This window comes from Streptomyces sp. NPDC059668 (genome assembly GCF_042734135.1).
GTDB lineage: Bacteria > Actinomycetota > Actinomycetes > Streptomycetales > Streptomycetaceae > Streptomyces.
Window position 1 is genome coordinate 274628 of record NZ_JBHWEL010000001.1, and the last position, 24840, is coordinate 299467.

The window sequence follows — 24840 nt, forward strand, 5'->3', positions numbered from 1 at the left end:
GGTTTGGGCGCCGCGCGGGGGCCCCGGGGGGCCCGGGCGGCGGCGCCGGGGGCGGGGGGCCCGGGGGGGGGGGCCCCCCCGCCCGGCCCCCCCCCGCCCGCACCGGTGTCAGGAGGCCGTCGAACCCAGGTCGCCCCGGACCTCTCGGGCCGCCGTCACCAGGTTGTCCAGCGCGGAGCGCACCTCGGGCCAGGCGCGGGTCTTCAGGCCGCAGTCGGGGTTGACCCACAGCCGTTCGGCGGGGATGGCTTCGAGTCCGGTGCGCAGGAGTCGGGCGGCCTCGTCGCTGCTGGGGACGCGGGGTGAGTGGATGTCGTAGACGCCGGGTCCGGCCTCGCGGGGGTAGCCGTGGGCGGCGAGTTCGTGGGCGACCTGCATGTGGGAGCGGGCCGCTTCCAGGCTGATGACGTCGGCGTCGAGGTCGTCGATGGCCTGGACGATGTCGCCGAACTCGGCGTAGCACATGTGGGTGTGGATCTGGGTGCCGGGGCGGACGCCGCTGGTGGTGAGGCGGAAGGCCCGGGTGGCCCAGTCCAGGTAGGCGGGGCGGTCGGCGGCGCGCAGGGGCAGGGTCTCGCGCAGTGCGGGTTCGTCGACCTGGATGACCGACGTCCCCGCGCTCTCCAGGTCGTCGACCTCGTCGCGCAGGGCGAGGGCGACCTGGCGGGCGGTGTCGCCGAGGGGCTGGTCGTCGCGGACGAAGGACCAGGCGAGCATGGTGACGGGTCCGGTGAGCATGCCCTTGACCGGCTTGGTGGTGAGTGACTGGGCGTACGTGGTCCAGCGCACGGTCATCGGTTCGGGCCGCGAGACGTCACCGGCCAGGATCGGCGGCCGGACGTAACGGGTGCCGTACGACTGGACCCACCCGTGCCGCGTGGCCAGATAGCCCGTGAGCTGTTCGGCGAAGTACTGCACCATGTCGTTGCGTTCGGCCTCGCCGTGCACGAGGACGTCGATGCCGGCCTTCTCCTGGAAGGAGATCACCGCGCCGATCTCGGCCCTGATGCGTTCCTCGTACCCGGCGAGGTCGATCCGGCCGGTGCGCAGATCGGCGCGTGCGGTGCGCAGTTCGGCGGTCTGCGGGAAGGACCCGATGGTGGTGGTCGGCAGCAGGGGGAGACCCAGGTGCGCGCGCTGGGCGGTGGCCCGCTCGGTGTACGGCTGGGAGCGGTGGGCGTCCGTGTCCGTGACGGCCGAGGTGCGGGCGCGTACGTCCGGGTCGTGGGTGATCGCGGAGGCCGCGCGGGAGGCGAGGCCGGCGCGGTTGGCGGCCAGTTCGGCGGCGATGGCGCCGGTGCCCCGGGTGAGGCCCTTGGTGAGGGTGGCGATCTCGGTCGTCTTCTGGCGGGCGAAGGCGAGCCAGCGCAGGATCTGCGGGTCGATGTCCCGTTCGGCGGACGCGTCGAGCGGAACGTGCAGCAGGGAGCAGGAGGCGGAGACATCCACCCGGTCGGCCAGCCCGAGCAGGGTGGCGAGGGTGGCGAGGGACTTCTCCAGGTCGTTGACCCAGATGTTGCGGCCGTTGACGACTCCGGCGACCAGACGCTTCCCGGGCAGTCCGCCGACGGCGGCGAGCGCGTCGAGGTTGGCGGAGGCCGACTCCGTGAAGTCCAGGGCGAGTCCCTCGACCGGGGCCTTGGCCAGGACGGGCAGCGCGTCACCGAGCCGGTCGAAGTACGAGGCGACCAGCAGCTTCGGCCGGTCGGTCAGCGCGCCGAGGGCCCGGTAGGCGCGTGCGGCGGCGCCGAGTTCGGCGGGCGTACGGTCCTGGACCAGGGCGGGCTCGTCCAGCTGTACCCACTCGGCTCCCGCCGCACGCAGGTCGGCGAGCACCTCGGCGTAGACGGGCAGCAGCCGGTCCAGCAGGGTCAGCGGGTCGAAGTCCGCGGCGACACCGGGCGCCGGCTTGGCCAGCAGGAGATAGGTGACCGGGCCGACCAGGACGGGCCGGGCGGTGAGGCCGAGGGCGATCGCCTCCCCGAGTTGCCCGACCTGCTGGGCGGAGTCCGTCCTGAACACCGTGTCCGGGCCCAACTCGGGCACCAGGTAGTGGTAGTTGGTATCGAACCACTTGGTCATCTCCAGCGGCGCCACGTCCTGGGTGCCGCGCGCCATCGCGAAGTACCCGTCGAGGGCGTCGTCCTCGACGGCCTTGCGGTGCCGCTGGGGGACGGCGCCGACCATGACGCTGGTGTCGAGGACGTGGTCGTAGTACGAGAAGTCACCGGTGGGCACCTCGTGGATGCCTGACTCCGCCAGCTGCCGCCAGGTGTCGCGGCGCAGATCCGCGGCGGTGGTCCGGAGGGTGCCGGCGTCGACGCGGCCCTTCCAGTAGCCCTCGACGGCCTTCTTCAGTTCCCGGTTCCGTCCCTGGCGGGGGTAGCCGTACACGGTGGCCCGTGCTGCCGCGGCTGCGGACTTCGCTGTCACGGAAATCTCCTTCGCGAGATGTCTCCTTGAGATCCCGGCGGCGGGACGTGAACGCGAAGGGGTGACGGACCGGGCGGAAACCGCCCGCGCCAGGAAGCACGGTCGTCCGCCGGTGTGCACGCCGACCCGCCCACGAGGTCACCGGGATGTCCGCGCGCGAACGGTCGCGTGCGGGCAACGGGCAGGTCTTCGGACTCATGGGCGCGGCTTCCCCGGAGGGCGTCCACCTACTGGCCGTCGCTTCCCAGACCCGGCCGGGCCCAGTGCGTATGACGGCGGTCGTTCCCACTCACCGCTGCGGGGCAGTCCCGGATTCCCACCGGGTTCCCTCTTACGACGCATCCCGCCTGGCGGACGGGGCGAACCAGCTGCACCGCCCAGCCTAGAGGTCGACGCGGTCTCGTGGGGGAAGCGGCTCACATGGCGGACGGTGGCGTGCGACAACGGCCGTGGTCGCGCACGGCTAACAGGACGGGTGCGCAGGGCGTGACCCGGTGGGCACCGTGTCCGTCCCGCGGACACGGTGCCGGGTCACGTCAGGGACGGGCGGAGCGGTGCGTCAGTTCGCCGCGCCGCCGAACACGCCCAGGATGCGTTCCGCCGCCAGCGTGGCGGTCAACTCCCCGTCCCGTACCTGTCGTTCGAGGGCGGGCGTGAGGGCTCGTACCGCCGGATCCGCGTGCAGCCGGCCGAGGAGCTCGTCGCGGACCATCGTCCAGGTCCAGTCGACCTGCTGGTCGCGGCGCTTGGCGGCGAGGCGGCCGGTGGAGTCCAGCAGGACCCGGTGCTGTTCGAGGCGCTCCCAGACGGTGTCCAGACCGGTCGACTCGCGGGCGCTGCAACTCAGCACGGGGGGAGTCCACGCCGCGTCCACCGGGTGCATCAGACGAAGGGCGCCCGCCAACTCCCGTGCCGCGGAACGCGCGTCGCGCTCGTGCGGGCCGTCCGCCTTGTTGACGGTGATCACGTCCGCGAGCTCCAGGACGCCCTTCTTGATGCCCTGGAGCTGGTCGCCGGTGCGGGCCAGGGTGAGCAGCAGGAAGGAGTCGACCATGTTCGCCACGGCGGTCTCCGACTGGCCGACGCCCACCGTCTCCACCAGGATCACGTCGTAGCCCGCCGCCTCCATCACCACCATCGACTCCCGCGTGGCCTTCGCCACCCCGCCGAGGGTGCCGGCGGTGGGGGAGGGACGCACGAAGGCGGCGGGGTCCACCGCCAGGCGCTCCATCCGGGTCTTGTCACCCAGGATCGAACCGCCCGTACGGCTCGACGAGGGGTCGACGGCGAGCACCGCGACCCGGTGCCCGAGCGAGGTGAGCATCGTGCCGAGCGCGTCGATGAAGGTCGACTTGCCCACACCGGGCACCCCGGTGATGCCGATGCGCCGGGCCCTGCCGCCGTGCGGCAGCAACTCGGTCAACAGGGCCTGTGCCAGGGAGCGGTGGTCGGCCCGGGTCGACTCGACGAGAGTGATGGCCCGTGCGATGTACGCACGCTTCCCGTCGAGCACGCCCTTCACATAGGAGTCGAGGTCGATCGTCATGGGGCTCAGCCGTGTCCGAGACCGGTGGCCAGCCGTTCCACCAGGTCGTACGCCGCGTCCGGGATCACCGTTCCCGGCGGGAAGACGGCCGCCGCGCCCATCTCCAGCAGGGTCGGCACGTCCTGCGGAGGGATCACCCCGCCCACCACGATCATGATGTCCTCGCGTCCCTCCTCGGCCAGCTGCTCGCGCAGCGCCGGGACCAGGGTGAGGTGCCCGGCGGCCAGCGAGGACACCCCGACGATGTGCACGTCGGCCTCGACGGCCTGACGTGCCACCTCGGCGGGGGTCTGGAACAGCGGGCCGACGTCCACGTCGAAGCCGAGGTCGGCGAAGGCGGTGGCGATGACCTTCTGTCCGCGGTCGTGGCCGTCCTGGCCCATCTTGGCCACCAGGATGCGCGGCCGTCGGCCCTCTGACTCCTCGAAGGCGTCCACCCGCGTGCGGGTGCGCTCCACGGACGGCGACTCGCCTGCCTCGTTGCGGTACACACCGGAGATCGTACGGATCTGGCTCGCGTGCCGCCCGTAGACCTTCTCCAGGGCGTCGGAGATCTCACCGACGGTGGCCTTGGCGCGGGCCGCGTTCACCGCCAGTTCCAGCAGGTTGCCGGTGCCCCCGGCGGCCGCCGTCAGCGCGCGCAGCGAATCCTGGCACGCCGACTCGTCGCGCTCCGCGCGCAGCCGCCGCAGCTTCTCGATCTGCTGGGTCCGTACGGACGAGTTGTCGACCTTGAGGACGTCGATCTGTTCGTCGGTGTCGACCCGGTACTTGTTGACGCCGATGACCGGCTGACGGCCCGAGTCGATCCGGGCCTGGGTACGGGCCGCGGCCTCCTCCACACGCAGTTTCGGGATGCCCGCGTCGATGGCCTGCGCCATGCCGCCCGCCGCCTCGACCTCCTCGATGTGCTGCCAGGCCCGGCGGGCCAGGTCGTACGTCAGCTTCTCCACGTACGCGCTGCCGCCCCACGGGTCGATCACCCGCGTCGTGCCCGACTCCTGCTGGATCAGCAACTGCGTGTTGCGGGCGATCCGGGCCGAGAAGTCGGTGGGCAGGGCGAGCGCCTCGTCGAGGGCGTTGGTGTGCAGCGACTGCGTGTGCCCCTGGGTGGCGGCCATCGCCTCCACACACGTCCGCGTCACGTTGTTGAACACGTCCTGCGCGGTCAGCGACCAACCCGAGGTCTGCGAATGCGTGCGCAGGGACAGGGACTTGGCGTTCTTCGGGTCGAACTGCCGGACCAGCTTGGCCCACAGCAGCCGGGCGGCCCGCATCTTGGCGATCTCCATGAAGAAGTTCATGCCGATCGCCCAGAAGAACGAGAGCCGGGGAGCGAACGCGTCCACGTCCAGTCCGGCCTCCTGGCCGGCCCGCAGGTACTCCACGCCGTCCGCGAGGGTGTAGGCCAGCTCCAGGTCGGCGGTCGCGCCCGCCTCCTGGATGTGGTACCCGGAGATGGAGATGGAGTTGTACCGCGGCATCCGCTGGGAGGTGAAGGCGAAGATGTCGGAGATGATCCGCATCGACGGCTTCGGCGGGTAGATGTAGGTGTTGCGGACCATGAACTCCTTGAGGATGTCGTTCTGGATGGTCCCGGCCAGTTTCTCGGGCGGTACGCCCTGCTCCTCCGCGGCCACGATGTACAGCGCCAGCACGGGCAGCACCGCGCCGTTCATCGTCATCGACACCGTCATCCTGTCCAGCGGGATGCCGTCGAAGAGCTGCCGCATGTCGTAGATCGAGTCGATGGCGACGCCCGCCATGCCGACGTCGCCGGTCACCCGTGGGTGGTCGCTGTCGTAGCCGCGGTGGGTCGGCAGGTCGAAGGCGACGGACAAGCCCTTCTGACCGGCCGCCAGGTTGCGGCGGTAGAACGCGTTGGACTCCTCGGCGGTGGAGAACCCGGCGTACTGGCGGATCGTCCAGGGCTGGTTGACGTACATCGTCGGGTACGGGCCGCGCAGATACGGCGCGACGCCCGGGTAGGTGCCCAGGAAGTCCAGGCCCTCCAGGTCACGGCCGGTGTACAACGGCTTGACCGCGATGGCCTCGGGCGTCTCCCAGAGCAGGTCGTCGCCTCCGGACGCGCCCTTGACGGCGGCGCGCCACTCGTCGGCACCGCCCTCCGTGGTGGGCGTGCCCAGTTCGATCCCGGAGAAGTCGGGGATTCCCATCAGGACACTCCCATGCGGTCGAGGGTGGTGGAGAGCACGTCCACGGCGTCGCAGCCCGCGAACACGTACGCGTCGACATCGGTGTACTGCCCGGGGCGTCCGGCGAGGAACACATGCCGTGCCCCCGCCGACCTGAGCACCTCGACGGCCGCTTCGGCGCGCTCCTCGTACAGCGCGTCGCTCGAACACAGACAGACCTCGGTGGCACCGGCGGCGGTGAACGCCTCGGGGGTGGGCTCCCCGGTGACCGGTTCGATGCCGCCCGCCTGGAAGAGGTTCGAGGCGAAGGTCGCCCGAGCGGTGTGGGCGGCGGCGGGGCCCAGGGTGGCCAGGAAGATCCGTGGCCGGGCGCCGGTGGCCGCGAGATGGGCGTCGGAGCGGGCGCGCAACGTCTCGTACGCCTCGTCGCGCCGCACCCGGGGAAGGCCTCCTGACGGCGGCTCGGGCGCGGGTGCGCGTTCCACGAGGCGCTCCGCGAGATGCGGGAACTCGCTGACGCCGGTGATGGGTTCGCGCCGTTGGGCGAGCTTCGCGCTGCGTGCGGCCCAGGTCCTGGCGAGGTCCTCGCCGACCCGGCCCGAGCGCAGCGCGGCCGCGTGGCCGCCCGCCGCCTCGATCCGCTGGAAGAACTCCCAGCCCGCGTGGGCCAGTTCGTCGGTGAGCTTCTCCACGTACCAGGACCCGCCCGCCGGGTCGATCACCCGGGCCAGGTGCGACTCCTCGACCAGGATCGTCGAGGTGTTGCGGGCGATGCGCCGCGCGAACGCGTCCGGCACACCGAGCGCGTCGTCGAAAGGGAGCACGGTGACCGCGTCGGCGCCGCCGACCCCGGCCGCCAGTGTGGCGACCGTCGTGCGCAGCATGTTCACCCACGGGTCGCGGCGCGACATCATCACCGGTGAGGTCACGGCGTGCTGGAGCTGTGCGCCGGGGGCCTCGCAGACCTCGGCGACCCGGGCCCACAGGCGGCGCGCGGCCCGCAGCTTGGCGACGGTCAGGAACTGGTCGGCGGTGGCCGCGTAGCGGAACTCCAGCTGACCGGCGGCGAGTTCGACGGGCACCCCCGCCGCGGTCAGTTCCCGCAGATAGGCGACGCCGGTGGCGAGCGAGCAGCCCAGTTCCTGCGCGGCGGAGCCGCCGGCCTCGTGGTACGGCAGCGCGTCCACGGTGAGCGCCCGCAGTCCCGGGTACTCCGCGGCGCAGCGCCGCGCGAGTTCCGTCACCGGCGCGAAGCCGGACGCCTTCCCCGTACGGGCCTCATGGCCCAGCGGGTCGGCGCCGAGATTTCCGCGTACGTCCCCTGCCGCGACGCCGCGCTTCTCGTACAGCGCCAGCAACTCCCGGGCCGCGGACTCGGTTTCGTGCCCCGCGTCCAGGACCACGGGCGCCAGATCGAGATAGACGCCGTCCAGGACACCGGGGAGCGCCGACACCGGGATGCCGTTGCCGCCGACGAGCAGCCAGAGGGAGGTGACGCCGTTCTCCAGATCGGCGAGCACCGCGCCGTCCGCGACCGCCGCGTGCCGCTGCCGTACGTCCCAGCCGGCGGTGGTGTTCCCGTCGGCACGGCCCCCGCGTACGAAGGGAGCGAAGCCGGGGAAGCCGGAATCGGGCGCGGAGTCGAGCGCGGTGTACAGGGGGCGCGTCGTGAGCCCGTCCTCCACGGTGGTGGACAGGGCGTCTTCGGCCGCTGAGCCCGAGACTTCCTTGCCCGACTTGCGCAGTACGCCTTCCACGAGGCGCTGCCACTGCTCATGAGTCGCGTCAGGAAACTCGGCGGCCAGCGAAAACTCGTCGTCAGGCAGGACCGTCATGCTCGGATGCTAGGGCAGACCCACAAAGGGGCAGCAGAGGGCGCGGCTGTGACCTAGCACTCTTCTCATATCTTTTGGCCGTTCGGCCGGTTGTCCGTCACGAGAGCACGACCTCGTCGGACAATGCCGGGTGCCGCGGTCGAAGGTGACGCCGGGTACGACACGGGCCGGGGCGCCGGAACGTCGGACGCGGGCGGCCCCGGGACCGGAAGAAGGCTGGTGGTGCGGGGTCCTGACGGCCGGTCAGCCCCTGGAGACGGCCTTCGGCGGCCGGTGACGCGGCGGAGTGGCGGGCGGCGCGGTCCCGACATCGTGGCCGCGGGCCGGGGGAGCGCCACGGGATCGATCGTCCGGGTGATCGGTGGTATCGACCCGCATGATCCCCTTCTGGTCGGTTCCGGCAGGAATGCTCACCCGTGGTGACGCCTGGGTCACCGCGCCGCCGTCCAGGGTGCCGCGCTGCCCGGCGGTGGGCCGTCGCCGTGGGTGACGAGGAGTACCGATCCTGTCGCCGACCTGCTGTGACTTCCCCCACCCCCTCTTGCCGCAGGAAGAAAGGCAAACCTAAGTTCTGTGTCATGGCTTCACATAACCCCCCACATCCGCACGGCCCGGACGAGGCCGCCGGCCGGCCCACGCCCGAAGCCGGCCGACCCGACGAGCCCGAGCTGGTGGACTTCACCGTCGACCTCACCTCGCAGGAGGTGCTCCGGCAGGCCCACGTCCTGGACGCGCTCGGCGCGGACTGGAGTCCGGTGGAGGCGCTGCGCGGCGAGGAGGCGGCGTACGACCTCCTGTACTCCGGTCTCGACGAGGAGCAACGACGGGTGTACGACGACCTCGTCGCGGCCGGTGTGCTTCCCCGCCGAGGCGGCGGTCATGCTGCCGCTTGACCCGCAGGCGGACCGCGGGCGCCGCGCCTGGGTGGCCTGTCCGAACTGCGACGACAGCCGCGGCTGCGAGCCGTGCGAGCAGCGGCGCACCTGCTCCGAGCACTGGCGCTATCTGCTCACCAACACCGGCAGCCTGCTCCACCTGCAGTGCCCGTCGTGCACGCACGTCTGGGTGCACGAGAGCGGCTTCGGCGCCACGCGGTCCCTGTGGAACCGCGTCGTCGGCGGCGGCCCGCGGGGCTGACCGCCGGGCCGGGCGCAATCATCGTCCGGCCGGTCGCCTCCCGCACGGTCCGATCGGGGGGCCGCCGGGCAGCCTGTCCGTCCGCGCCGCCGCCGCGTCCACCCGGCCGTCGCGCCTCCTCGCGCTCCGCGCACCCGTCGGTCACCGGTCGCCCGGGACGCCCCGCCCCGGCGCGACGCGCTCGTACGCGGCCCGCACCCGTCGTACCGGCCCCGCGGCCCCGGGCGACCGGATCGATCAGGAATCGAGAAGCCCGGACCGGTCGGCCACGGCTAGCGTGACGGTCGGGGACGTCACCCACCGCGCCGGCTTCCGCCGGCCCGACGCCTCGGCCGAGGGACGCCGCACGAGGGCCCCGGCGGTACTCCGTACGCCCGGGATCCAGGGCCCACGGGCCGTGGCGGCAGCGGGACGGACGTGGTACCCGAAGGTGGTTAGATCGAGCCGGGCGACGCCGACCGGGACCGCGAGCGCGGCCCCGCGCGACAGATGGAGACACGATGAGCAAGGTCACGAGGACGGGCACGCAGCCGCCTGCGCCGCACGGTGCCGACAGCCACGACCTGATCCGCGTGCTCGGCGCGCGCGTGAACAACCTCAAGGACGTCAGCGTCGAGATCCCGAAGCGGCGGCTGACCGTCTTCACCGGAGTCTCCGGATCGGGCAAGAGCTCCCTGGTGTTCGGCACGATCGCCGCGGAGTCGCAGCGGCTGATCAACGAGACCTACAGCTCCTTCGTGCAGGGCTTCATGCCCACCCTGGCGCGGCCCGAGGTCGACGTACTCGAAGGCCTGACCACCGCGATCATCGTGGACCAGCAGCGCATGGGCGCCGACCCGCGCTCCACGGTGGGCACCGCCACCGACGCCAACGCGATGCTGCGCATCCTCTTCAGCCGGCTCGGGCAACCGCACATCGGCTCGCCGGGCGCCTTCGCCTTCAACGTGCCCTCGGTCCGGGCGAGCGGCGCGATCACGGTCGAGCGGGGTGCGAAGAAGGCGGTGAAGGCGACCTTCAACCGCCTCGGCGGCATGTGCCCGCGCTGCGAGGGCCGGGGCACGGTCACCGACATCGACCTGTCCCAGCTGTACGACGACAGCAAGTCGCTCGACGAGGGTGCCCTCACGATCCCCGGCTACAGCATGGACGGCTGGTACGGCCGCATCTTCAAGGGCAGCGGCTTCTTCGACCCGGACAAGCCGATCCGCAAGTACACCAAGAAGGAGCTCCACGACCTCCTCCACAAGGAGCCGACCAAGATCAAGGTCGACGGGATCAACCTGACGTACGAGGGCCTGATCCCGAAGATCCAGAAGTCGATGCTGTCCAAGGACGTCGACGCGCTCCAGCCGCACGTCCGCGCGTTCGTGGAGCGCGCGATGACGTTCACCGTCTGCCCCGAGTGCGACGGCACCCGGCTCAGCGAGGCGGCCCGCTCGTCGAAGATCGCCGGGATCAGCATCGCCGACGCCTGCGCGATGCAGATCAGCGACCTGGCCGAGTGGGTACGGGGTGTGGACGAACCGTCCGTCGCTCCGCTGCTGGCTGCGCTGGGGCACACCCTCGACTCGTTCGCCGAGATCGGCCTCGGCTACCTCTCGCTCGACCGGCCCTCGGGCACCCTGTCGGGCGGCGAGGCCCAGCGCGTCAAGATGATCCGCCACCTCGGCTCCTCGCTCACCGACGTCACGTACGTCTTCGACGAACCGACCACAGGCCTGCATCCGCATGACATCCAACGCATGAACGGCCTGCTGCTGCGCCTGCGGGACAAGGGCAACACGGTGCTCGTCGTGGAGCACAAGCCGGAGGTGATCGCGATCGCCGACCACGTCGTCGACCTCGGCCCCGGTGCCGGCACGGGAGGCGGCACCCTCTGCTTCGAGGGCACGGTCGAGGGCCTGCGGACGGGCGGCACCATCACCGGCCGGCACTTCGACGACCGGGCCTCGGTCAAGGAGACGGTGCGCGAGCCCACCGGGACGCTGGAGATCCGCGGCGCGACGACGCACAACCTGAGGGATGTCGACGTCGACATCCCGCTCGGGGTGCTCACCGTCGTCACGGGCGTCGCCGGCTCCGGGAAGAGCTCGCTCGTGCACGGGTCGGTCCCCGCCGCCGAGGGTGTCGTGTCGGTCGACCAGAGTGCGATCCGCGGCTCGCGACGGAGCAACCCGGCCACGTACACCGGACTGCTCGACCCGATCCGCAAGGCGTTCGCCAAGGCCAACGGCGTGAAGCCGGCCCTGTTCAGCGCCAACTCCGAGGGCGCCTGCCCCGCTTGCAACGGGGCCGGGGTCATCTACACCGATCTGGCGATGATGGCCGGGGTCACCTCCACCTGTGAGGAGTGCGAGGGCAAGCGGTTCGACCAGTCGGTGCTGGAGTACCACCTCGGTGGCCGCGACATCAGCGAGGTCCTCGCGATGTCGGTGACCGAGGCCCAGGAGTTCTTCGGCGCCGGCGAGGCGAACACGCCGGCCGCGCACCGCGTCCTCGGCCGTCTCGCCGACGTCGGGCTCGGCTACCTCAGCCTCGGCCAGCCGCTCACCACGCTGTCCGGCGGCGAGCGGCAGCGGCTCAAGCTGGCCACGCACATGGCCGACAAGGGCGGTGTCTACGTCCTCGACGAGCCGACCGCCGGCCTTCACCTCGCCGACGTCGAGCAGTTGCTCGGTCTGCTCGACCGACTCGTCGACTCCGGCAAGTCGGTCATCGTCGTCGAGCACCACCAGGCGGTCATGGCGCACGCCGACTGGATCATCGACCTCGGGCCCGGCGCCGGTCACGACGGCGGCCTGGTCGTCTTCGAGGGCACCCCCGCCGATCTGGTCGCCGCCCGTTCCACCGTCACCGGCGAGCACCTCGCGGCCTACGTCGGCGGCTGAGCCGGTGGCGCGACGGGGCGAACGCCGCCCCGTGCGGGGAGAGTGCGTGCCGGGCATCGCGGGACGGGCGAGACCCTCGCACCACGCCCCGGGCCCAGGCGACCGACCGGTCCCACGGGGCGAGCCGTCTGCTCCGAACCGGTCTCGTCCCGTCGACCGACCGACTCGTGCCGCGCGGCCGCCCCGCTCGTCCCGCGCGGCGCGGGGCCGCTATCGCAGGGCGTCGAGCTTGAGGTCCGGGCCGACCACCAGGGTCACCACGCCGGCCGCCGCCGTGGCGTTCCGCTCGGCGGAGACCCCGGGAAGGCGGGAGACGAGTACGGCGGCCTGCCGGTCGAGTCCCTCGGGGTGGCTGACCGTCGTCGTGCGTACGGGAGACGGCGCGTTGCCGGTGGCCACGACGGTGAAGCCCTCCTCGCGGAGCCGCTCCGCGACGGCCGCGGCCCGGCCGCCCACTCCCGTGCCGTTGAGGACCTGGACGCGTACGGACGACGCGTACACCAAGTCCTTGGACTCCGCCTGGAGTTGCTTCTTGCGGACTTCGTGGTCCTTGGCCAGCGCGGTGAACAGGTCAGCGGCCTGCGGGTATTGCCACACGACGTTGGCATTGTCGGCGGGCGCGTCCGCCTCGCGCGGGTAGTTCGGCACGGTCAGGAAGGCGAGACGGTCGCTCGGGATGCCCTTGACCTGGGAAGCCAGGCCGTAGAGAGGCTTGATGCCGGCCAGATCCTTGTCCGTGGTGAGCGACTTGGTCGCGGACTGGAGGAAGCCGTACAGGGAACTGGGACTGGTCAGCTTCGACTGCGCCTTCTCGGCGAGGGCCTGCATGAACTCCTGCTGGCGGCCGATGCGTCCGAGGTCGGAGCCGTCGCCGACGCTGTAGCGGGCGCGGACGTAACCGAGGGCCTTCTCGTCCCTGACGGTCTGGCAGCCGGCCTTCAGGTCGAGATGGGCCTTGGTGTCGTGGATGGCCGCCTTGGGGCAGACCTCGATACCGTCCAGCGCGTTGACCATGCCCTTGAAGCCCTGGAAGTCGATCGACATGAAGTGGTCGATGCGCAGGCCGGTGTTCTGCTCGACCGTCTTGATGGTGCAGGCGGCGGCGTCGGCGACCTTCCCGGTGCTCCCGCCGATCGCGAACGCCTCGTTGATCTTGAAGCGGTGAGCCGTGGACGCGCTGCCGTCGCCCTTGTCGCAGACCGGGATCCGCACCCAGGAGTCGCGGGGGAAGGAGACGGCGGTGGCCCATTTCCGGTTGGCGGCGATGTGCAGCACCATCAGGGTGTCCGACTGCATGGTCGTCAACCCCTTGCCGTACTTGGCGTTGCCGCCCGCGCGGGTGTCCGAGCCGACGAGCAGGATGTTCTTGGAGCCCGGGCTGAGGTTGGCGGGCCGGCCCTCACCGAGTTTGTTGTCGAGGTCGGCGGCCTGGATGTTGTCGTTGAGATCCTGGTAGACCCACGCGCCGACCCCGGCGACGGCGAGAAGTATCGCTGACAGAACTCCCGCGACCCAAAGGAGAGTTCGCCGCCGCCCCCCGCCGGCGCTCCCCGATCGCTGTACGCCCCGCTGCCCCACCCCGACCACCTCCGGCCCGATCGCCCGCTCCGACGCCACGCTGTTCACGACCGTCCGGCCACGTGAGCCTCGAACTCTACGCAGCTGTCAACGGAGTTACGCTCCCGGGCGGCGCGGCGTTCATCACCCGACGGCCGCCCCGGGGCTCCCGGGCGCCGTATTGTCGTCGGGGTGGCGCGCACCGCCCCCGTGCTGATTTCTACAGTGTTGTAGATTCTGAACGGGGCCGTTCGGCGGGCCCGCACCGACCGACTACGTGGAGGGATCGGCCATGGGTGTTTCCCTGGGCAAGGGCGGCAACGTCTCGCTGAGCAAGGAGGCGCCGGGTCTGACCGCGGTGCTGGTGGGGCTGGGCTGGGACGTTCGGACCACCACCGGTGCCGACTTCGACCTGGACGCCTCCGCGCTCCTGTTGAACGCGTCGGGCAAGGTCGTCTCGGACCAGCACTTCGTCTTCTACAACAACCTGAAGAGCCCGGACGGTTCGGTCGAGCACACCGGTGACAACCTGACCGGTGAGGGCGAGGGCGACGACGAGAGCGTCAAGGTGAACCTCGCCGCCGTACCCGCCGACGTCGACAGGATCGTCTTCCCCGTGTCGATCCACGACGCCGAGTCCCGCGGGCAGAGCTTCGGGCAGATCCGTAACGCCTTCATCCGGGTGGTCAACCAGGCCGGCGGCACCGAACTCGCCCGCTACGACCTGTCCGAGGACGCTTCGACGGAGACCGCGATGGTCTTCGGGGAGCTGTACCGCAACGGCACGGAGTGGAAGTTCCGCGCGGTGGGCCAGGGGTACGCCTCCGGTCTGGCCGGGATCGCCGCCGACTTCGGCGTCAACGTCTGACGAACGTCCTGACAGGGGCCGGAGGTGAGGACCGTGCCGCGGTCCGTGCCTCCGGCCCCTGTCGTGGCCGCGAGGGGCCCGCTGGGTCACGGGTCCCGCCTGCGACCGGTGGACCGTACGGACTTCGCCGCGGCCACGCTCCCTCCCACGCCGTCAGGGACGCGGTGACCGCGCGTCCTCCCGGATGACGGTGCCCTGGACGACCCGGCCCGGACCGGCCGGTTCACCGGGGGTGTCCCGCTCCTTCAGCGCCCTGGCCTCGCTCTTGAGGATCCGGGTGGCCTTCCCCGCCGACCGCGTCAGCTCGGGCAGTTTCCTGATCCCGAGGACCACGACGACGACAAGCAGGATCACGGCCAGTTCGCTCATGCCGAACATCAGGTCTGCTCTCTCTCGGTGAGGGACGTCGCACGGTACGGCGTACCGGCCGCCGCAGCGTAAATCTACAGTGCTGTAGAAGCATCCGGGTGGTGTGCCTCCGCGGCAAGTCCCGCTTCCGGCTTCCGGCTTACGGCCCGGTCGGTGGGCCGTGGCGGATCGCACCACTCGCCGCGCGTGCGGGGTGTCCTGAGGACGAGCCGGTCGGTGGCACGCTCCCGTGAGCCGGGTCCGCGCGCCCGCGCATCCGACGCGGGCGTCGTCGTGCGCCACGGGGACGGGTAGGGGTGATGCTCGTCGCCCCCGCGCACCCAGGATCCGACCACGACGTTCCCGCCCACCGCCCCCGTACCGCGACCACGGCGTCCGCGCCGGGCCGACGCCACCGGAGACGTCCCGTGACCACGCAGCGAGGTTCGTTTGAGGAAGTACCGCAGGAAGACGCGTCACCGGAAGGCGGCCATCGCCGCGATCGCGCTGAGTACGCTGGTGACACCGTCCGCGGCCATGGCGTGTCCGGAGGGACGGGGGGCTCCGCGGCCGGCGGCGCCGGCCGCACGACCGGCCGGCGTGGCCGGCTCCAGGACGGCCGTCGCACCCCCGGCCGCCCCTGACGTGGTGGCCCGGGCTTCCGTGCCCGTGGCCCGTGTCGTGGCACTGGTCAACAGAGCACGTGCCAGAGCCGGTTGTCCCCCGGTGTCCCTGAACGCGAAGCTCTCGAAGGCTGCTCGGCGCCACAGTGCGGACATGGCGAACCACCGGAACATGTCGCACCGGGGATCCGACGGTTCGGGTCCGGGCCGCCGGATCGCGCGTGCCGGCTACGACTGGAGTTCCTACGGCGAGAACGTCGCGTACGGATACCCCACCTCCGCCGCGGTGATGGCGGCCTGGATGTCCAGCCCCGGCCACAGACACAACATCCTGACGTGCGAGTTCAGGGAGATCGGGGTCGGCCTCGCGCAGCCCGGCAGCTACTGGACCCAGGACTTCGGCACGGCCCGCCGACCGGCGCCCGGCGGCGCCGTGTGACCCACTGGCGCGTTCGGTGCCGGTGGGGTCGGGCGGAGGCGAGTGGGTCGACGGTCGCGTCGGACCGGGGTGCGGCGCCTGTCGGATCGACCGAGTGAACGCCGCGGCCGGGACCGGCTACTTCACGGTGACGGTGACGGTCGGTGAGACGGCCTTGCCCGCCACGACGCGGAGTTGTTCCTTGCCCTTGGTGTGCAGCTTCGCGTTCAGGGTGTAGCCGCTGCCGTTCTTGACCGTGGTGCTCGCCTTCAGCGAGTTCCACTTGCCGTCCTTCTTGTGCTGGAGCGTCACCTTGGTATGGATCTTCAGGCCTTTGGAGTGTCCGGTGAAGGTGACCGATTCTCCCGCCTTCACCTCGTCCTTGCCGGCCTTGATGGTGATCGAGGCCTTGTCGGACGCCGCGACCTTCGTGGTGTCGGCCCGGGTGAGACCGGGGTTCGAGACGGCGCTCTGCCCGGCGGCGAAGGCGCCGGCCGTGCCGGCCGACAGCAGAGCCACGGACAGGGCACCCGCGGCGAGGGCGCGGGCGGTGCGAGAGCGGAGCGTGGACATCACGTTGGACTCCTGACGAGAAGGCGTCCCCCCTGTGGCGCGCACGGCGTCCTGACCGGTCGGATCGTCTGGTACCAGGCTATTTGCGTGAGGGGTGGACGGCTACTCGACCTCTGGGTGCTGCCCGGGAGGAGCCGGTTCGTGCCGTTCACGCGGCGGCGGCCGCACGGGGTGAGGGGACCGGACCCCGGCCCCTTCACCCCGCGCGGTGGGGACCCGTCCTACGCGCTGAAGCGGTGGGTGCCGGAACCGACCCGGTACACCGCGCAGCCGTCCTCCTCACGCAGGAAGGTGCCGTGGTCGTGGCTGACCGCCCGAGGACCGACCGCGGGGATCCACACCTCCGCGGTCGTATTGGGAGGCACGGTGCAGGTGAGGGCGAAGCGGCCGGACCGCAGGTGCCACTCGGTGGAGACCGGTCCGTAGACCGAGGTGAACGTGGCGCGGGCGGAGGTGACATCGCCGCCCGGGCGGGGCCGGACGACGATCTCGCGGTAGCCGGGCCGGCCCGCCGCGATGCCCGCGATGTTCGTGTACATCCACTCGCCGACCGAGCCGTAGGCGTAGTGGTTGAAGGAGTTCATGTCCGGCGTCTGGAAGCTCCCGTCGGGCTTGATGGAGTCCCAGCGTTCCCACATCGTGGTGGAGCCCTTGTCGATCTGGTAGCCCCAGCTGGGGAACGTGCGCTGTTGCAGCAGACGGTAGGCGACGTCGGTGTGCCCCGTGTCGGTGAGGACGGGCAGCAGCCTGGGCGTACCGAGGAAGCCCGTGGACAGATGCCAGTCCTTGGCCTCGATCAGGGCGACGAGACGGTCGGCCGCGGCCTTCCTCAGGGCGTCCGGCAGCAGGTTCATCGACAGGGCGAGGACGTACGCCGTCTGCGTGTCGCCCTTCACCTTGCCGTCGGGGGTGACATAGGCGTTGCGGAACGCCTCGCGTATCCGGCCGAAGAGATCGAGCCAGGGCGCGTCGTCCTCGCCGATCTCCCGGGCGATCCGGGACGCCAGGTCGGCACTGTGCGCGAAGTACGCGGTGGCGATGACGTCCTTCGGCGTCTCGTCGTCGACGTTCAGCCAGTCGCCGTATCCACCGGCCGGCCGCAACAGCTTGTCGCTGTTCCTCTCCAGATACTTCAGCCAGGACTGGACGGATGGCCAGGCGTCCTCCAGCACCTGCCGGTCCCCGTACGCCTGGTACAGCGACCAGGGAACCGTGACGCCCGCGTCGCCCCAGCCCGCGACGCCGTTGCCGACCGTGCCGACCATGGGCGCCACGTCCGTGAACGCGCCGTCCGCGGTCTGTCCGTCGCGCAGGTCGACCAGCCACTTGGCGAGGAAGCGGGCCGACTCCATCGTGTAAGTAGCGGTCGGCGCGAAGACGTTGATGTCGCCGGTCCAGCCCAGCCGCTCGTCGCGCGCGGGAGTGTCCGTCGGGACGGAGAGGAAGTTGCCGCGCTGACCCCAGGTGATGTTGCTGTGCAGCTGGTTGAGCATCGGGACGTTCGTCTCGAACTCGAAGGTGAAGGGGGCGGACGTGTGCATGACCCGGCCGGTCAGGGTCTTCGCCGTGGGCGTACCGGGGAATCCCGTCAGCTCGACGTAGCGGAAGCCGTGGAAGGTGAAGCGGGGCTCGTACGTCTCCTCGCCGCCGCCCTTGAGGGTGTACGTGTCGGTGGCCGCGGCCGTGCGCAGGTTCGCGGTGTACAGGGTGCCGTCCGGTTCGAGGACCTCGGCGTGCCGCAGACGTACGGTCGTCCCCGCCCTGCCGGACACCCGCAGCCGCACGGAGCCGACCATGTTCTGGCCCAGGTCGAGGACGAAGACGCCCGGCTCGGGTTCGGTCACCTTCTTGACCGCGAGTTCCTCGGCCACCCGGACCGGGCCGTCCACCTGCGCGACGATCCGGGCGGGGGCGGCGTCGCCCGCGCCGCGGACGGCGAGCCAGGCCCGGTCGTCGAAGCCGGGAGAGGTCCAGCCGGGGGTCTCCTTGCGTGCGTCGTACGTCTCGCCGCCCAGCAGGTCGGCGGCGACGATCGGCCCGGAGGTGGCCCGCCAGTCCGGTCCCGAGGTGATCCGCTCGCTCGTCCCGTCCGTGTACTCGATCTCCAACTGCGCCAGCAGCGCGGGACGTTCACCGTACTGGTGAGGACCGAACATGCCGACGTTGCCCGCGTACCAGCCCGGCGCGACGTACACGCCGAGGGCGTTGCCGCCCGACCGCAGCAGCGTGGTGACGTCGTACGCCTGGTACTGGACGCGTTCGCGGTAGTCGGTCCAGCCGGGAGCGAGATGGTCGCGGCCCACGCGGCGGCCGTTGAGGTGGGCTTCGTACAGGCCGAGCGCCGTGGCGTACAGGCGGGCGCGGGAGACCTTCTTGCGGGGCAGCCTGAACTCGTGCCGCAGCTGGTTGGCGGCGTACGAGGCGGGGACGACCCTGCCCCACGGTCCGGCCCCCCACGCGGCGGCCTCCTTCGCCGCCGGCCAGGCGCTGTCGTCGAAACCGGCCTCGCGCCAGGTGCCGGAGGGCTCCTTGTCCGTCGACCTCCAGGAGGCGTCGGTGACGATCCGCTGGTCGCCGGAGGCGGTGTGGAGGGTCAGGACGGCCACCAGGCCCGCGGGCCCCTCGCTCGCGTTGGTCGCCGCGACCGCGAGGACGTTCGTGCCGGAACGCACCTGGGGGAGGACGTCGACGACGGCCGGACGGCGCCAGCCCTCGTTGTCCGTCGCCAGATCGGTGCGGGCCACCTCGGTGCCGTTCACGGAGACGGCGTAGACGTTGTCCGCGGTGATGGCCAGCGTGGCCGCGGTGATCCCGGCCGGGAGATCGACGCTACGACGGAACCAACGGGTCGCCGTCGGGGCGCTGTTGGCCGGTTCACCCTCGGGGAACCAGATCCAGGCGCTGCCTTCCAGGGACGGCGCGTCGGTGAGGGCCGGGGGAGCGGAGATCCACTCCGCGGACCACTGCGCGGCGTCCATCAGGCCGGTCTCCCACCACGACGGCTCGCTCCACCCGGAGACTCCGCCGTCGGTGCCCCACACCCGCACGGTCCAGAAGTAGCGTGTCCGCGGCTCGAGTCGGGGGCCCGCGTAGGGGACGAGGACGGACTCGCCCGAGGTGACCTTGCCGCTGTCCCAGACGTCCGGGTGCGACAGGCCCGAGGCGCTGGAGGCGACGCGGATCTGATACGCGCTCTGCCGCATGCCCGGCTCGTCCGAGGCCACCGGCCAGCTCAGCCGGGGGTGTTGCACGTCGAGGCCCAATGGGTGCTGGACGTACTCGACGGTCGGCACCGTGACGCGCGGAGCGCCGTGCCGGGGCCCCGCCGGAGCGGATGCGGTCGGTGCGGCCACGGCTGGTCCGGCTCCGACGACCACGGCACCCACCGTGGCCACCGCGCCCGCCAGGATGTTCCTCCTACTGATCACTACGGCCCCTCACGCAGGAATGATGAATCGATTCACATCGGGTGGACTTAGGTGAACGTAGGGGCGTGGGGGGTGAGGGTCAATGAGCGTGCAGGGACTTTCTTGACGAGCCGTCACCGTGGAACGCGCTTGCGGTGGTTCCTGGGATGCTCGCGAGGCGACCGATTGAACGGTTTCAATTCCTGTCGCCCGAACGGGAGTCGCGCGCGTGCCTTCGCCGTCCTCGGTGTCCACCGTGAGCGGGGGTCCATCTTCCGGCGCGGGCCGTTTCGGAGACGCGGAGGCGGGCAACCGGCCGCTATGAACAACGGCGAAGATCAGGCGGATGCGATCGAAACCCGGGGGGACGAGCACCATGTCGTCCTCAGTGCCGACACCAACGGTGACGGGAAGCCCGATGTGTGGATGACCGACACCACGGGAGACGGCAAGGCCGACCTCTACCAGTTCGACACGACAGGAGACGGGCAGGTGGACGTCACGATGGTCGAACGAGCCGACGAGCCGGGCGAGGACCGTATCGTCGTCGACGGCGACGGCGGTCATCCGATCGAGCCCTGAGGCCCCGCGCCCCGCGTCCCGGTCCTCGTGTCTCACGTCCCGCGTCTTTGAATGCTTCCGGGTGCGGGTGCGGGTGCGGGTGCGGGTGCGGGTGCGGGGAGCCGGGGCGCGTCGGTTCCCCGCTACGGCTCGGGCACTCCGTGCGGGTGCCTTGCGGAGCCGCGGCCGGGGCGTTCCGGGATGTGCGGCCGCCCCTGAGCCCGGCGCCTGCGTGTGACAGGCGAGCTGTCCGGGGCCGGGCTCGGGGGAGGCGACGTACGGTGGCTGTCAGGCGCCGACGATGCCGGACTTGGCGATGCTGATCTTCGCCTTGGTGGAACCGTTGCGGGAGCCGAGGGCCTCGACCTGCTTGACGATGTCCATGCCTTCGACGACCTCGCCGAAGACGACGTGCTTGTTGTCCAGCCAGTCGGTCACGATGGTGGTGATGAAGAACTGCGAGCCGTTGGTGTTCGCACCCGCGTTCGCCATCGACAGCTGACCCGGCTTGGTGTGCTTCAGCTTGAAGTTCTCGTCGGCGAACTTCTCGCCGTAGATGCTCTTGCCGCCCGTGCCGTCGCCCCGGGTGAAGTCGCCGCCCTGAAGCATGAAGTCCGGGATGACCCGGTGGAAGCTCGAACCCTCGTAGCCGAAGCCGTGCTCGCCCGTGGCCAGCTCACGGAAGTTCTTCGCGGTCTGGGGGACCACGTCGTCGAACAGCTTGAAGACGATACGGCCCGCGGGCTCGTCGTTGATGGTGATGTCGAAGTAGACGTTGTCGCTCATGAAGACATCCTCACATCTCTTCGTTCTCCGATGGCACACACCTCCCCGGGTGACGCGCTGGGACCCGACGTGCTAGCCCGGCCGGCCCTGTCCCGGCGGCGGCGGTCCCCGCGGTGGCGGCATGACAAGCTGTACCTTCCAGCGCCCGAACCCAGGAGGTCAGCATGACTGCCGAGTCACAGCCACAAGAAGGTTCGGAGCCCACCGAGGCCGAGGCCGAGAGCCCCGCACTGACGCCCGACGAGGACGGCCAGTACGACCTGAAGCGCAAGTTCCGGGAGGCCCTGGCGCGCAAGCGCGGGTTGCAGACGGACGGCACCGGCGGCAACGGCAAACCGGACGCGTCGAAGATCCGCGGAGCGCACGGACCTGCGTCCAGTCAGCGGTCGTTCCGCCGCAAGAGCGGCGGCTGAGCCGTAGTTCACCGCGCGCACCTTCGGTGTGCGTGCCGGCCGGTGGCCGAGAGCCGAGAGCCGGTCCCCGGGAATCGGTCGCACGGCGGTGGGCCGGGGCCCGCGGGGGCACGGCCGCCACGCGAAGTGGTACGCCCACGGCCCGCCCCCCCTCGACGGGGGCGGGCCGTCCCGGGTGCGTCTGCCGGGAGAAGTACGGACAGGGGCGGGAAGCCATACGGCTCCGCTCGGCGGGGGTGCGGGCCGCCCCGGCGGTAGGGGCTGGGGCGCCGCTGCCGCACCGTACGCCGGTCGGAGCGCTCGCCCGGTCGCGCACGGCAATTTGCCCGCCCGGTCCGGCTCCCGTGGCGACGGCGCTCGCAACTCCTCTCAAGGAGGGCCGGGTTGACACCGCCGGCGGGGCGCCGGCCCTCACGCGAAGCTGATGCGCGGGCGTGGGCCCGGCCGCTTGCCATCGGCACATCGGCACATCGGCACATCGGTACATCGGTACATCGACACGTCGACAGCCCTGGCCGCGCCCGCGGTCCGGGGGCCTTCCCTGGGGAGCCTCGGGAACGGTGTTCCCACACCTTCGAGCGGGACCATGAACCGGGGGCCGGCCGGCACCCCGCCGGACCGGCGGCCGGCACCGGCCCTCACCGGACTCTTACCTTCGGGCCCCGCCGGACGGGATCGGAGCGGACCCGCCTGGGTCCGTGTGCCGTGTTCCCGGCGCGGAGCGCACGGCGGTGACAGCGCGCGGTCGTGTCGGGCGACGAGCGGTCACGGGAGGTAAGAAGTCAGGAAGACGTCGTCGGCCCCGGGTGATCCCCGGGTTCGCGACCCGGCGCGCGTCGGTGCACTGTGGAAACCATGACGGCGTGGAATCGGGGCTTTGCGCAGGCGGGCCGGACCAGCCGTCTGCTGCTGCTGATCCCGGTGGCGCTCATCGTCCTCATCACCGTCAGCGACATCGTCGCCCCCTCCGACATCGTGCTGGGGCCGCTGCTGGTCATCGCGCCCGCGATCACCGCATGGGGCGCGGGCCCCCTCGTCACGGGCGGCGTCGGGGCCGCGGCGATGGCGGCCCAGGCCTTCATCGGCTGGCGCTCGGGCCAGCTCCTGTCACGCAACGTGCTGGTGCAGCTGTTCGCCCTGGCCGTGCTCTCCGCGCTGATCGTCATCCTGTCCGTGGTCCGCGACCGGCACAGCCGTGAGCTGGCCCGGGTACGGTCGGTCGCCGAGGCCGCACAGCGGGTACTGCTCTGGCCCCTGCCGAGCCGGCTCGGCACCCTGCGGCTCGCCTGCGTCTATCTGGCAGCCGAAGAGGAGGCCGAGATCGGCGGCGACCTCTACGCGGCCGCCCGCAGCGAGCAGGGCACCCGTGTCGTGATCGGTGACGTGCGCGGCAAGGGCCTGCCGGCCATCGGGGAGGCGGCCTTCCTGCTCGGCGCCTTCCGTGAGGCCGTGCACCAGAACGCCGGGCTGCCCGCGCTGGCCGGCTCCCTGGAGCGGAGCCTCACCAGATACCTCGACGACTTCGAACCCACGGACGAGGCGGGCGAGCGCTTCGTCACGGCGCTCCTGCTGGAGATCCCGGACGACGAACCCGTCGTCCGGGTGGTCAGCTGCGGCCACCTCGCGCCCCTGCTGCTGCGGCCGGGCAGCGCGGTGAGCGCCCCGGATCTGGCCCCCGCGCCCCCGCTCGGGGTCGGTCTCACCGATCCCGGCGACGTCACGGTGGCCGAGCTGCCCTTCGCCGTGGACGACACGCTGCTCCTGTTCACCGACGGTGTCGTCGAAGCCCGTGACCGCGAGGGTGTCTTCTACCCGCTCGCGGAGCGCGTCGCCCAGTGGGTCGGCCATCCACCGGAGGCGCTCCTCCAGCGGGTGCAGCACGATCTGCTCGCGCACGCCCGCGGACGTTTCGGCGACGACGCCGCCCTCATCGCCATCCGCCGCACCGGAGAGCAGGTGACGCCGGCCCGAGTGCGGCACGCGGCGCCTGCGGGCTGAGCGGGACGTAAGACCGTACGGGACCGCCCTCCCCGGGAGGCGGACGGGGCGACGCGGGCGGACAGGGGCGGTCCGCGCGGGCGGCGGACGCTCGGGAACTCGGGCGGGGAGCCCGGTCCCGCTGATCGTCCGAGGTGATGGCACCCGCCTATGGCTCTTTTCACATTCAGCCCGGGAAGAGGCCCGCCGTGACCCCGGTCACCCCGCGTGGTGCGTGATTTGTTTATGTTCGCTCTTCAGTGACCCTTCCACACCACTTGTCGAGGCTCGCTTGAAGATGCCGATCCGACCGCGCCCCCTCCAGCACGCCGAGCCCCCGGCGAGACACCGGGGCAGGCGTGCCCTCGGCGGCGCCGGTGTACTCCTGGCCGTGTCGACGGCGCTCCTCGCGGGCGGCACGGCGCAGGCGGCACCCGCGCCTGCCGCCGTCGACAGGCCCTCCGCACGGACCGGAGCCGACGCCGGATCTCCGGCGGCGGCCGAACCCCGGGCCGCGACACGCGTGACGGCGGCGGTGCTCGACCTCGACGGCACGGGCCGGGAACCCACGGTGTACGGCGACGACGTCACGTACGACACCGCGAGCATCATCAAGGTCGACATCCTCGCGACGCTGCTGCTTCAGGCGCAGGACGCCGGACGCGGGCTCACCGCTCAGGAACGCGCGCGTGCCGAACCGATGATCCGGCACAGCGACAACGCGGCGGCGAACGCGCTGTGGCGTGAGATCGGCCGGGCGCCCGGTCTGGAGGCGGCCAACAAGCGTCTGGGCCTGACCGGGACGAAGGGCGGGACCGGCACCCGCTGGGGGCTGACCCGGACGACGGCGAGTGACCAGATCCGCCTGCTGCGCGCGGTGTTCAGCACGGCGGGCAAGCCGGCCGCGGCCGCCGGAGGGCTGAACCAGGAGTCCCGGAACTACGTCCGGACTCTGATGGCCGGCGTCGCGAACGAGCAGGCGTGGGGTGTCTCGGCGGCCGGGGGCGGCGGCTCCGGGTGGGCCCTGAAGAACGGCTGGCTGCAGCGCAGCACGTCCGGGCTCTGGGACGTCAACAGCGTGGGACGGATCATGGTGGACGGACACCGCTACCTCGTCGCGGTCCTCTCGGACGGCAGCACCTCGATGGAGGACGGTGTCGCGCTGGTGGAGCGAGCGGCTCGGGCGGCGGTCACCTCGGCGGACGGGCACTGACCCGCGCCGGCGGCGCGCCCCCCCCCCCCCCCCCCGCCGGGGTCACGCGGGGCCGCGCGGCCCCCGCCGGGGTCAAACACAAAGCGACCCACCCACAGACC

18 protein-coding genes and 1 riboswitch are annotated in these 24840 nt (G+C 71.6%); of the genes, 9 read left to right on the top strand and 9 right to left on the bottom strand.

Features of this window, described 5'->3' with window-relative positions; all coding sequences use genetic code 11:
- Positions 1 to 108: 108 nt before the first annotated feature.
- The 4 genes from metE to ACFV2J_RS01235 all read right to left on the bottom strand — a co-directional run bounded on the left by metE (position 109) and on the right by ACFV2J_RS01235 (position 7970).
- A complete protein-coding gene (metE, locus tag ACFV2J_RS01220) occupies positions 109 to 2433 on the bottom strand; it encodes a 5-methyltetrahydropteroyltriglutamate--homocysteine S-methyltransferase (RefSeq protein WP_385092418.1) in 2325 nt (774 codons plus the stop codon).
- Between the two features lie 183 nt (positions 2434 to 2616).
- Positions 2617 to 2767, bottom strand: a riboswitch (cobalamin riboswitch).
- Between the two features lie 225 nt (positions 2768 to 2992).
- The gene (meaB, locus tag ACFV2J_RS01225; protein ID WP_385092421.1) at positions 2993 to 3979 is read right to left on the bottom strand and encodes a methylmalonyl Co-A mutase-associated GTPase MeaB; all 987 of its coding nucleotides are present in this window, start codon (positions 3977 to 3979) and stop codon (positions 2993 to 2995) included.
- A 5-nt stretch (positions 3980 to 3984) separates the two neighbouring features.
- The gene (gene scpA / locus ACFV2J_RS01230; protein WP_385092424.1) at positions 3985 to 6156 is read right to left on the bottom strand and encodes a methylmalonyl-CoA mutase; all 2172 of its coding nucleotides are present in this window, start codon (positions 6154 to 6156) and stop codon (positions 3985 to 3987) included.
- The gene (locus ACFV2J_RS01235) at positions 6156 to 7970 is read right to left on the bottom strand and encodes a methylmalonyl-CoA mutase family protein (RefSeq protein WP_385436876.1); all 1815 of its coding nucleotides are present in this window, start codon (positions 7968 to 7970) and stop codon (positions 6156 to 6158) included. Before ACFV2J_RS01235 ends, scpA begins: the two co-directional genes overlap by 1 nt.
- 578 nt (positions 7971 to 8548) lie before the next feature.
- Between ACFV2J_RS01235 and ACFV2J_RS01240 the strand changes: the two genes are divergently transcribed.
- The 3 genes from ACFV2J_RS01240 to ACFV2J_RS01250 all read left to right on the top strand — a co-directional run bounded on the left by ACFV2J_RS01240 (position 8549) and on the right by ACFV2J_RS01250 (position 11995).
- Positions 8549 to 8863, top strand: coding sequence for a DUF6400 family protein (locus ACFV2J_RS01240; protein ID WP_385092430.1), 315 nt, complete (start codon positions 8549 to 8551; stop codon positions 8861 to 8863).
- On the top strand, positions 8850 to 9107 hold the full coding sequence (locus tag ACFV2J_RS01245) for a hypothetical protein (protein WP_385092433.1): 258 nt from the start codon (positions 8850 to 8852) through the stop codon (positions 9105 to 9107). The genes ACFV2J_RS01240 and ACFV2J_RS01245 overlap by 14 nt, the downstream gene beginning before the upstream one ends.
- A 500-nt stretch (positions 9108 to 9607) precedes the next feature.
- Positions 9608 to 11995: an ATP-binding cassette domain-containing protein gene (locus tag ACFV2J_RS01250; RefSeq protein ID WP_385090266.1), complete on the top strand. Its 2388-nt coding sequence runs from the start codon at positions 9608 to 9610 to the stop codon at positions 11993 to 11995.
- Between the two features lie 210 nt (positions 11996 to 12205).
- Here ACFV2J_RS01250 and ACFV2J_RS01255 read toward each other — a convergent pair whose 3' ends face one another.
- Positions 12206 to 13495, bottom strand: a complete 1290-nt coding sequence (locus ACFV2J_RS01255; RefSeq protein ID WP_385090269.1) for an LCP family protein — start codon at positions 13493 to 13495, stop codon at positions 12206 to 12208.
- Between the two features lie 349 nt (positions 13496 to 13844).
- On the opposite strand from ACFV2J_RS01255, the gene ACFV2J_RS01260 reads away from it, so the two are divergent.
- Positions 13845 to 14420, top strand: coding sequence for a TerD family protein (locus tag ACFV2J_RS01260; protein WP_168526017.1), 576 nt, complete (start codon positions 13845 to 13847; stop codon positions 14418 to 14420).
- 153 nt (positions 14421 to 14573) lie between these two features.
- On the opposite strand, the gene ACFV2J_RS01265 is transcribed toward ACFV2J_RS01260, so the two are convergent.
- Complete coding sequence (locus ACFV2J_RS01265) at positions 14574 to 14798, bottom strand: twin-arginine translocase TatA/TatE family subunit (RefSeq protein ID WP_385090263.1); 225 nt, start codon at positions 14796 to 14798, stop codon at positions 14574 to 14576.
- Positions 14799 to 15305: 507 nt separating this feature from the next.
- Here ACFV2J_RS01265 and ACFV2J_RS01270 point away from each other — a divergent pair.
- A complete protein-coding gene (locus ACFV2J_RS01270; protein ID WP_385437023.1) occupies positions 15306 to 15830 on the top strand; it encodes a CAP domain-containing protein in 525 nt (174 codons plus the stop codon).
- 117 nt (positions 15831 to 15947) lie between these two features.
- Here ACFV2J_RS01270 and ACFV2J_RS01275 read toward each other — a convergent pair whose 3' ends face one another.
- The gene (locus tag ACFV2J_RS01275) at positions 15948 to 16382 is read right to left on the bottom strand and encodes a hypothetical protein (RefSeq protein WP_385090258.1); all 435 of its coding nucleotides are present in this window, start codon (positions 16380 to 16382) and stop codon (positions 15948 to 15950) included.
- 221 nt (positions 16383 to 16603) lie between these two features.
- Positions 16604 to 19810 carry an alpha-L-rhamnosidase gene (locus tag ACFV2J_RS01280; protein ID WP_385090255.1) on the bottom strand — a complete coding sequence of 1069 codons (3207 nt, stop codon included), beginning with the start codon at positions 19808 to 19810 and terminating at the stop codon, positions 16604 to 16606.
- A gap of 300 nt (positions 19811 to 20110) precedes the next feature.
- Here ACFV2J_RS01280 and ACFV2J_RS01285 point away from each other — a divergent pair, with 300 nt between their 5' ends.
- A complete protein-coding gene (locus tag ACFV2J_RS01285) occupies positions 20111 to 20371 on the top strand; it encodes a hypothetical protein (RefSeq protein ID WP_385090253.1) in 261 nt (86 codons plus the stop codon).
- A gap of 267 nt (positions 20372 to 20638) precedes the next feature.
- Here the strand turns inward: ACFV2J_RS01285 and ACFV2J_RS01290 are convergent, their stop codons facing one another.
- Positions 20639 to 21136 (bottom strand): peptidylprolyl isomerase, encoded by a 498-nt coding sequence (locus ACFV2J_RS01290; protein WP_385090250.1) that lies wholly within the window; start codon positions 21134 to 21136, stop codon positions 20639 to 20641.
- 164 nt (positions 21137 to 21300) lie between these two features.
- Here ACFV2J_RS01290 and ACFV2J_RS01295 point away from each other — a divergent pair, with 164 nt between their 5' ends.
- From ACFV2J_RS01295 to ACFV2J_RS01305, 3 genes are all read left to right on the top strand, one after another.
- Positions 21301 to 21549 (top strand): DUF5302 domain-containing protein, encoded by a 249-nt coding sequence (locus ACFV2J_RS01295; protein WP_385436881.1) that lies wholly within the window; start codon positions 21301 to 21303, stop codon positions 21547 to 21549.
- Positions 21550 to 22404: 855 nt separating this feature from the next.
- Positions 22405 to 23547, top strand: a complete 1143-nt coding sequence (locus ACFV2J_RS01300) for a PP2C family protein-serine/threonine phosphatase (protein ID WP_385085259.1) — start codon at positions 22405 to 22407, stop codon at positions 23545 to 23547.
- Between the two features lie 277 nt (positions 23548 to 23824).
- Complete coding sequence (locus ACFV2J_RS01305; RefSeq protein WP_385436884.1) at positions 23825 to 24739, top strand: serine hydrolase; 915 nt, start codon at positions 23825 to 23827, stop codon at positions 24737 to 24739.
- Positions 24740 to 24840 lie beyond the last annotated feature (101 nt).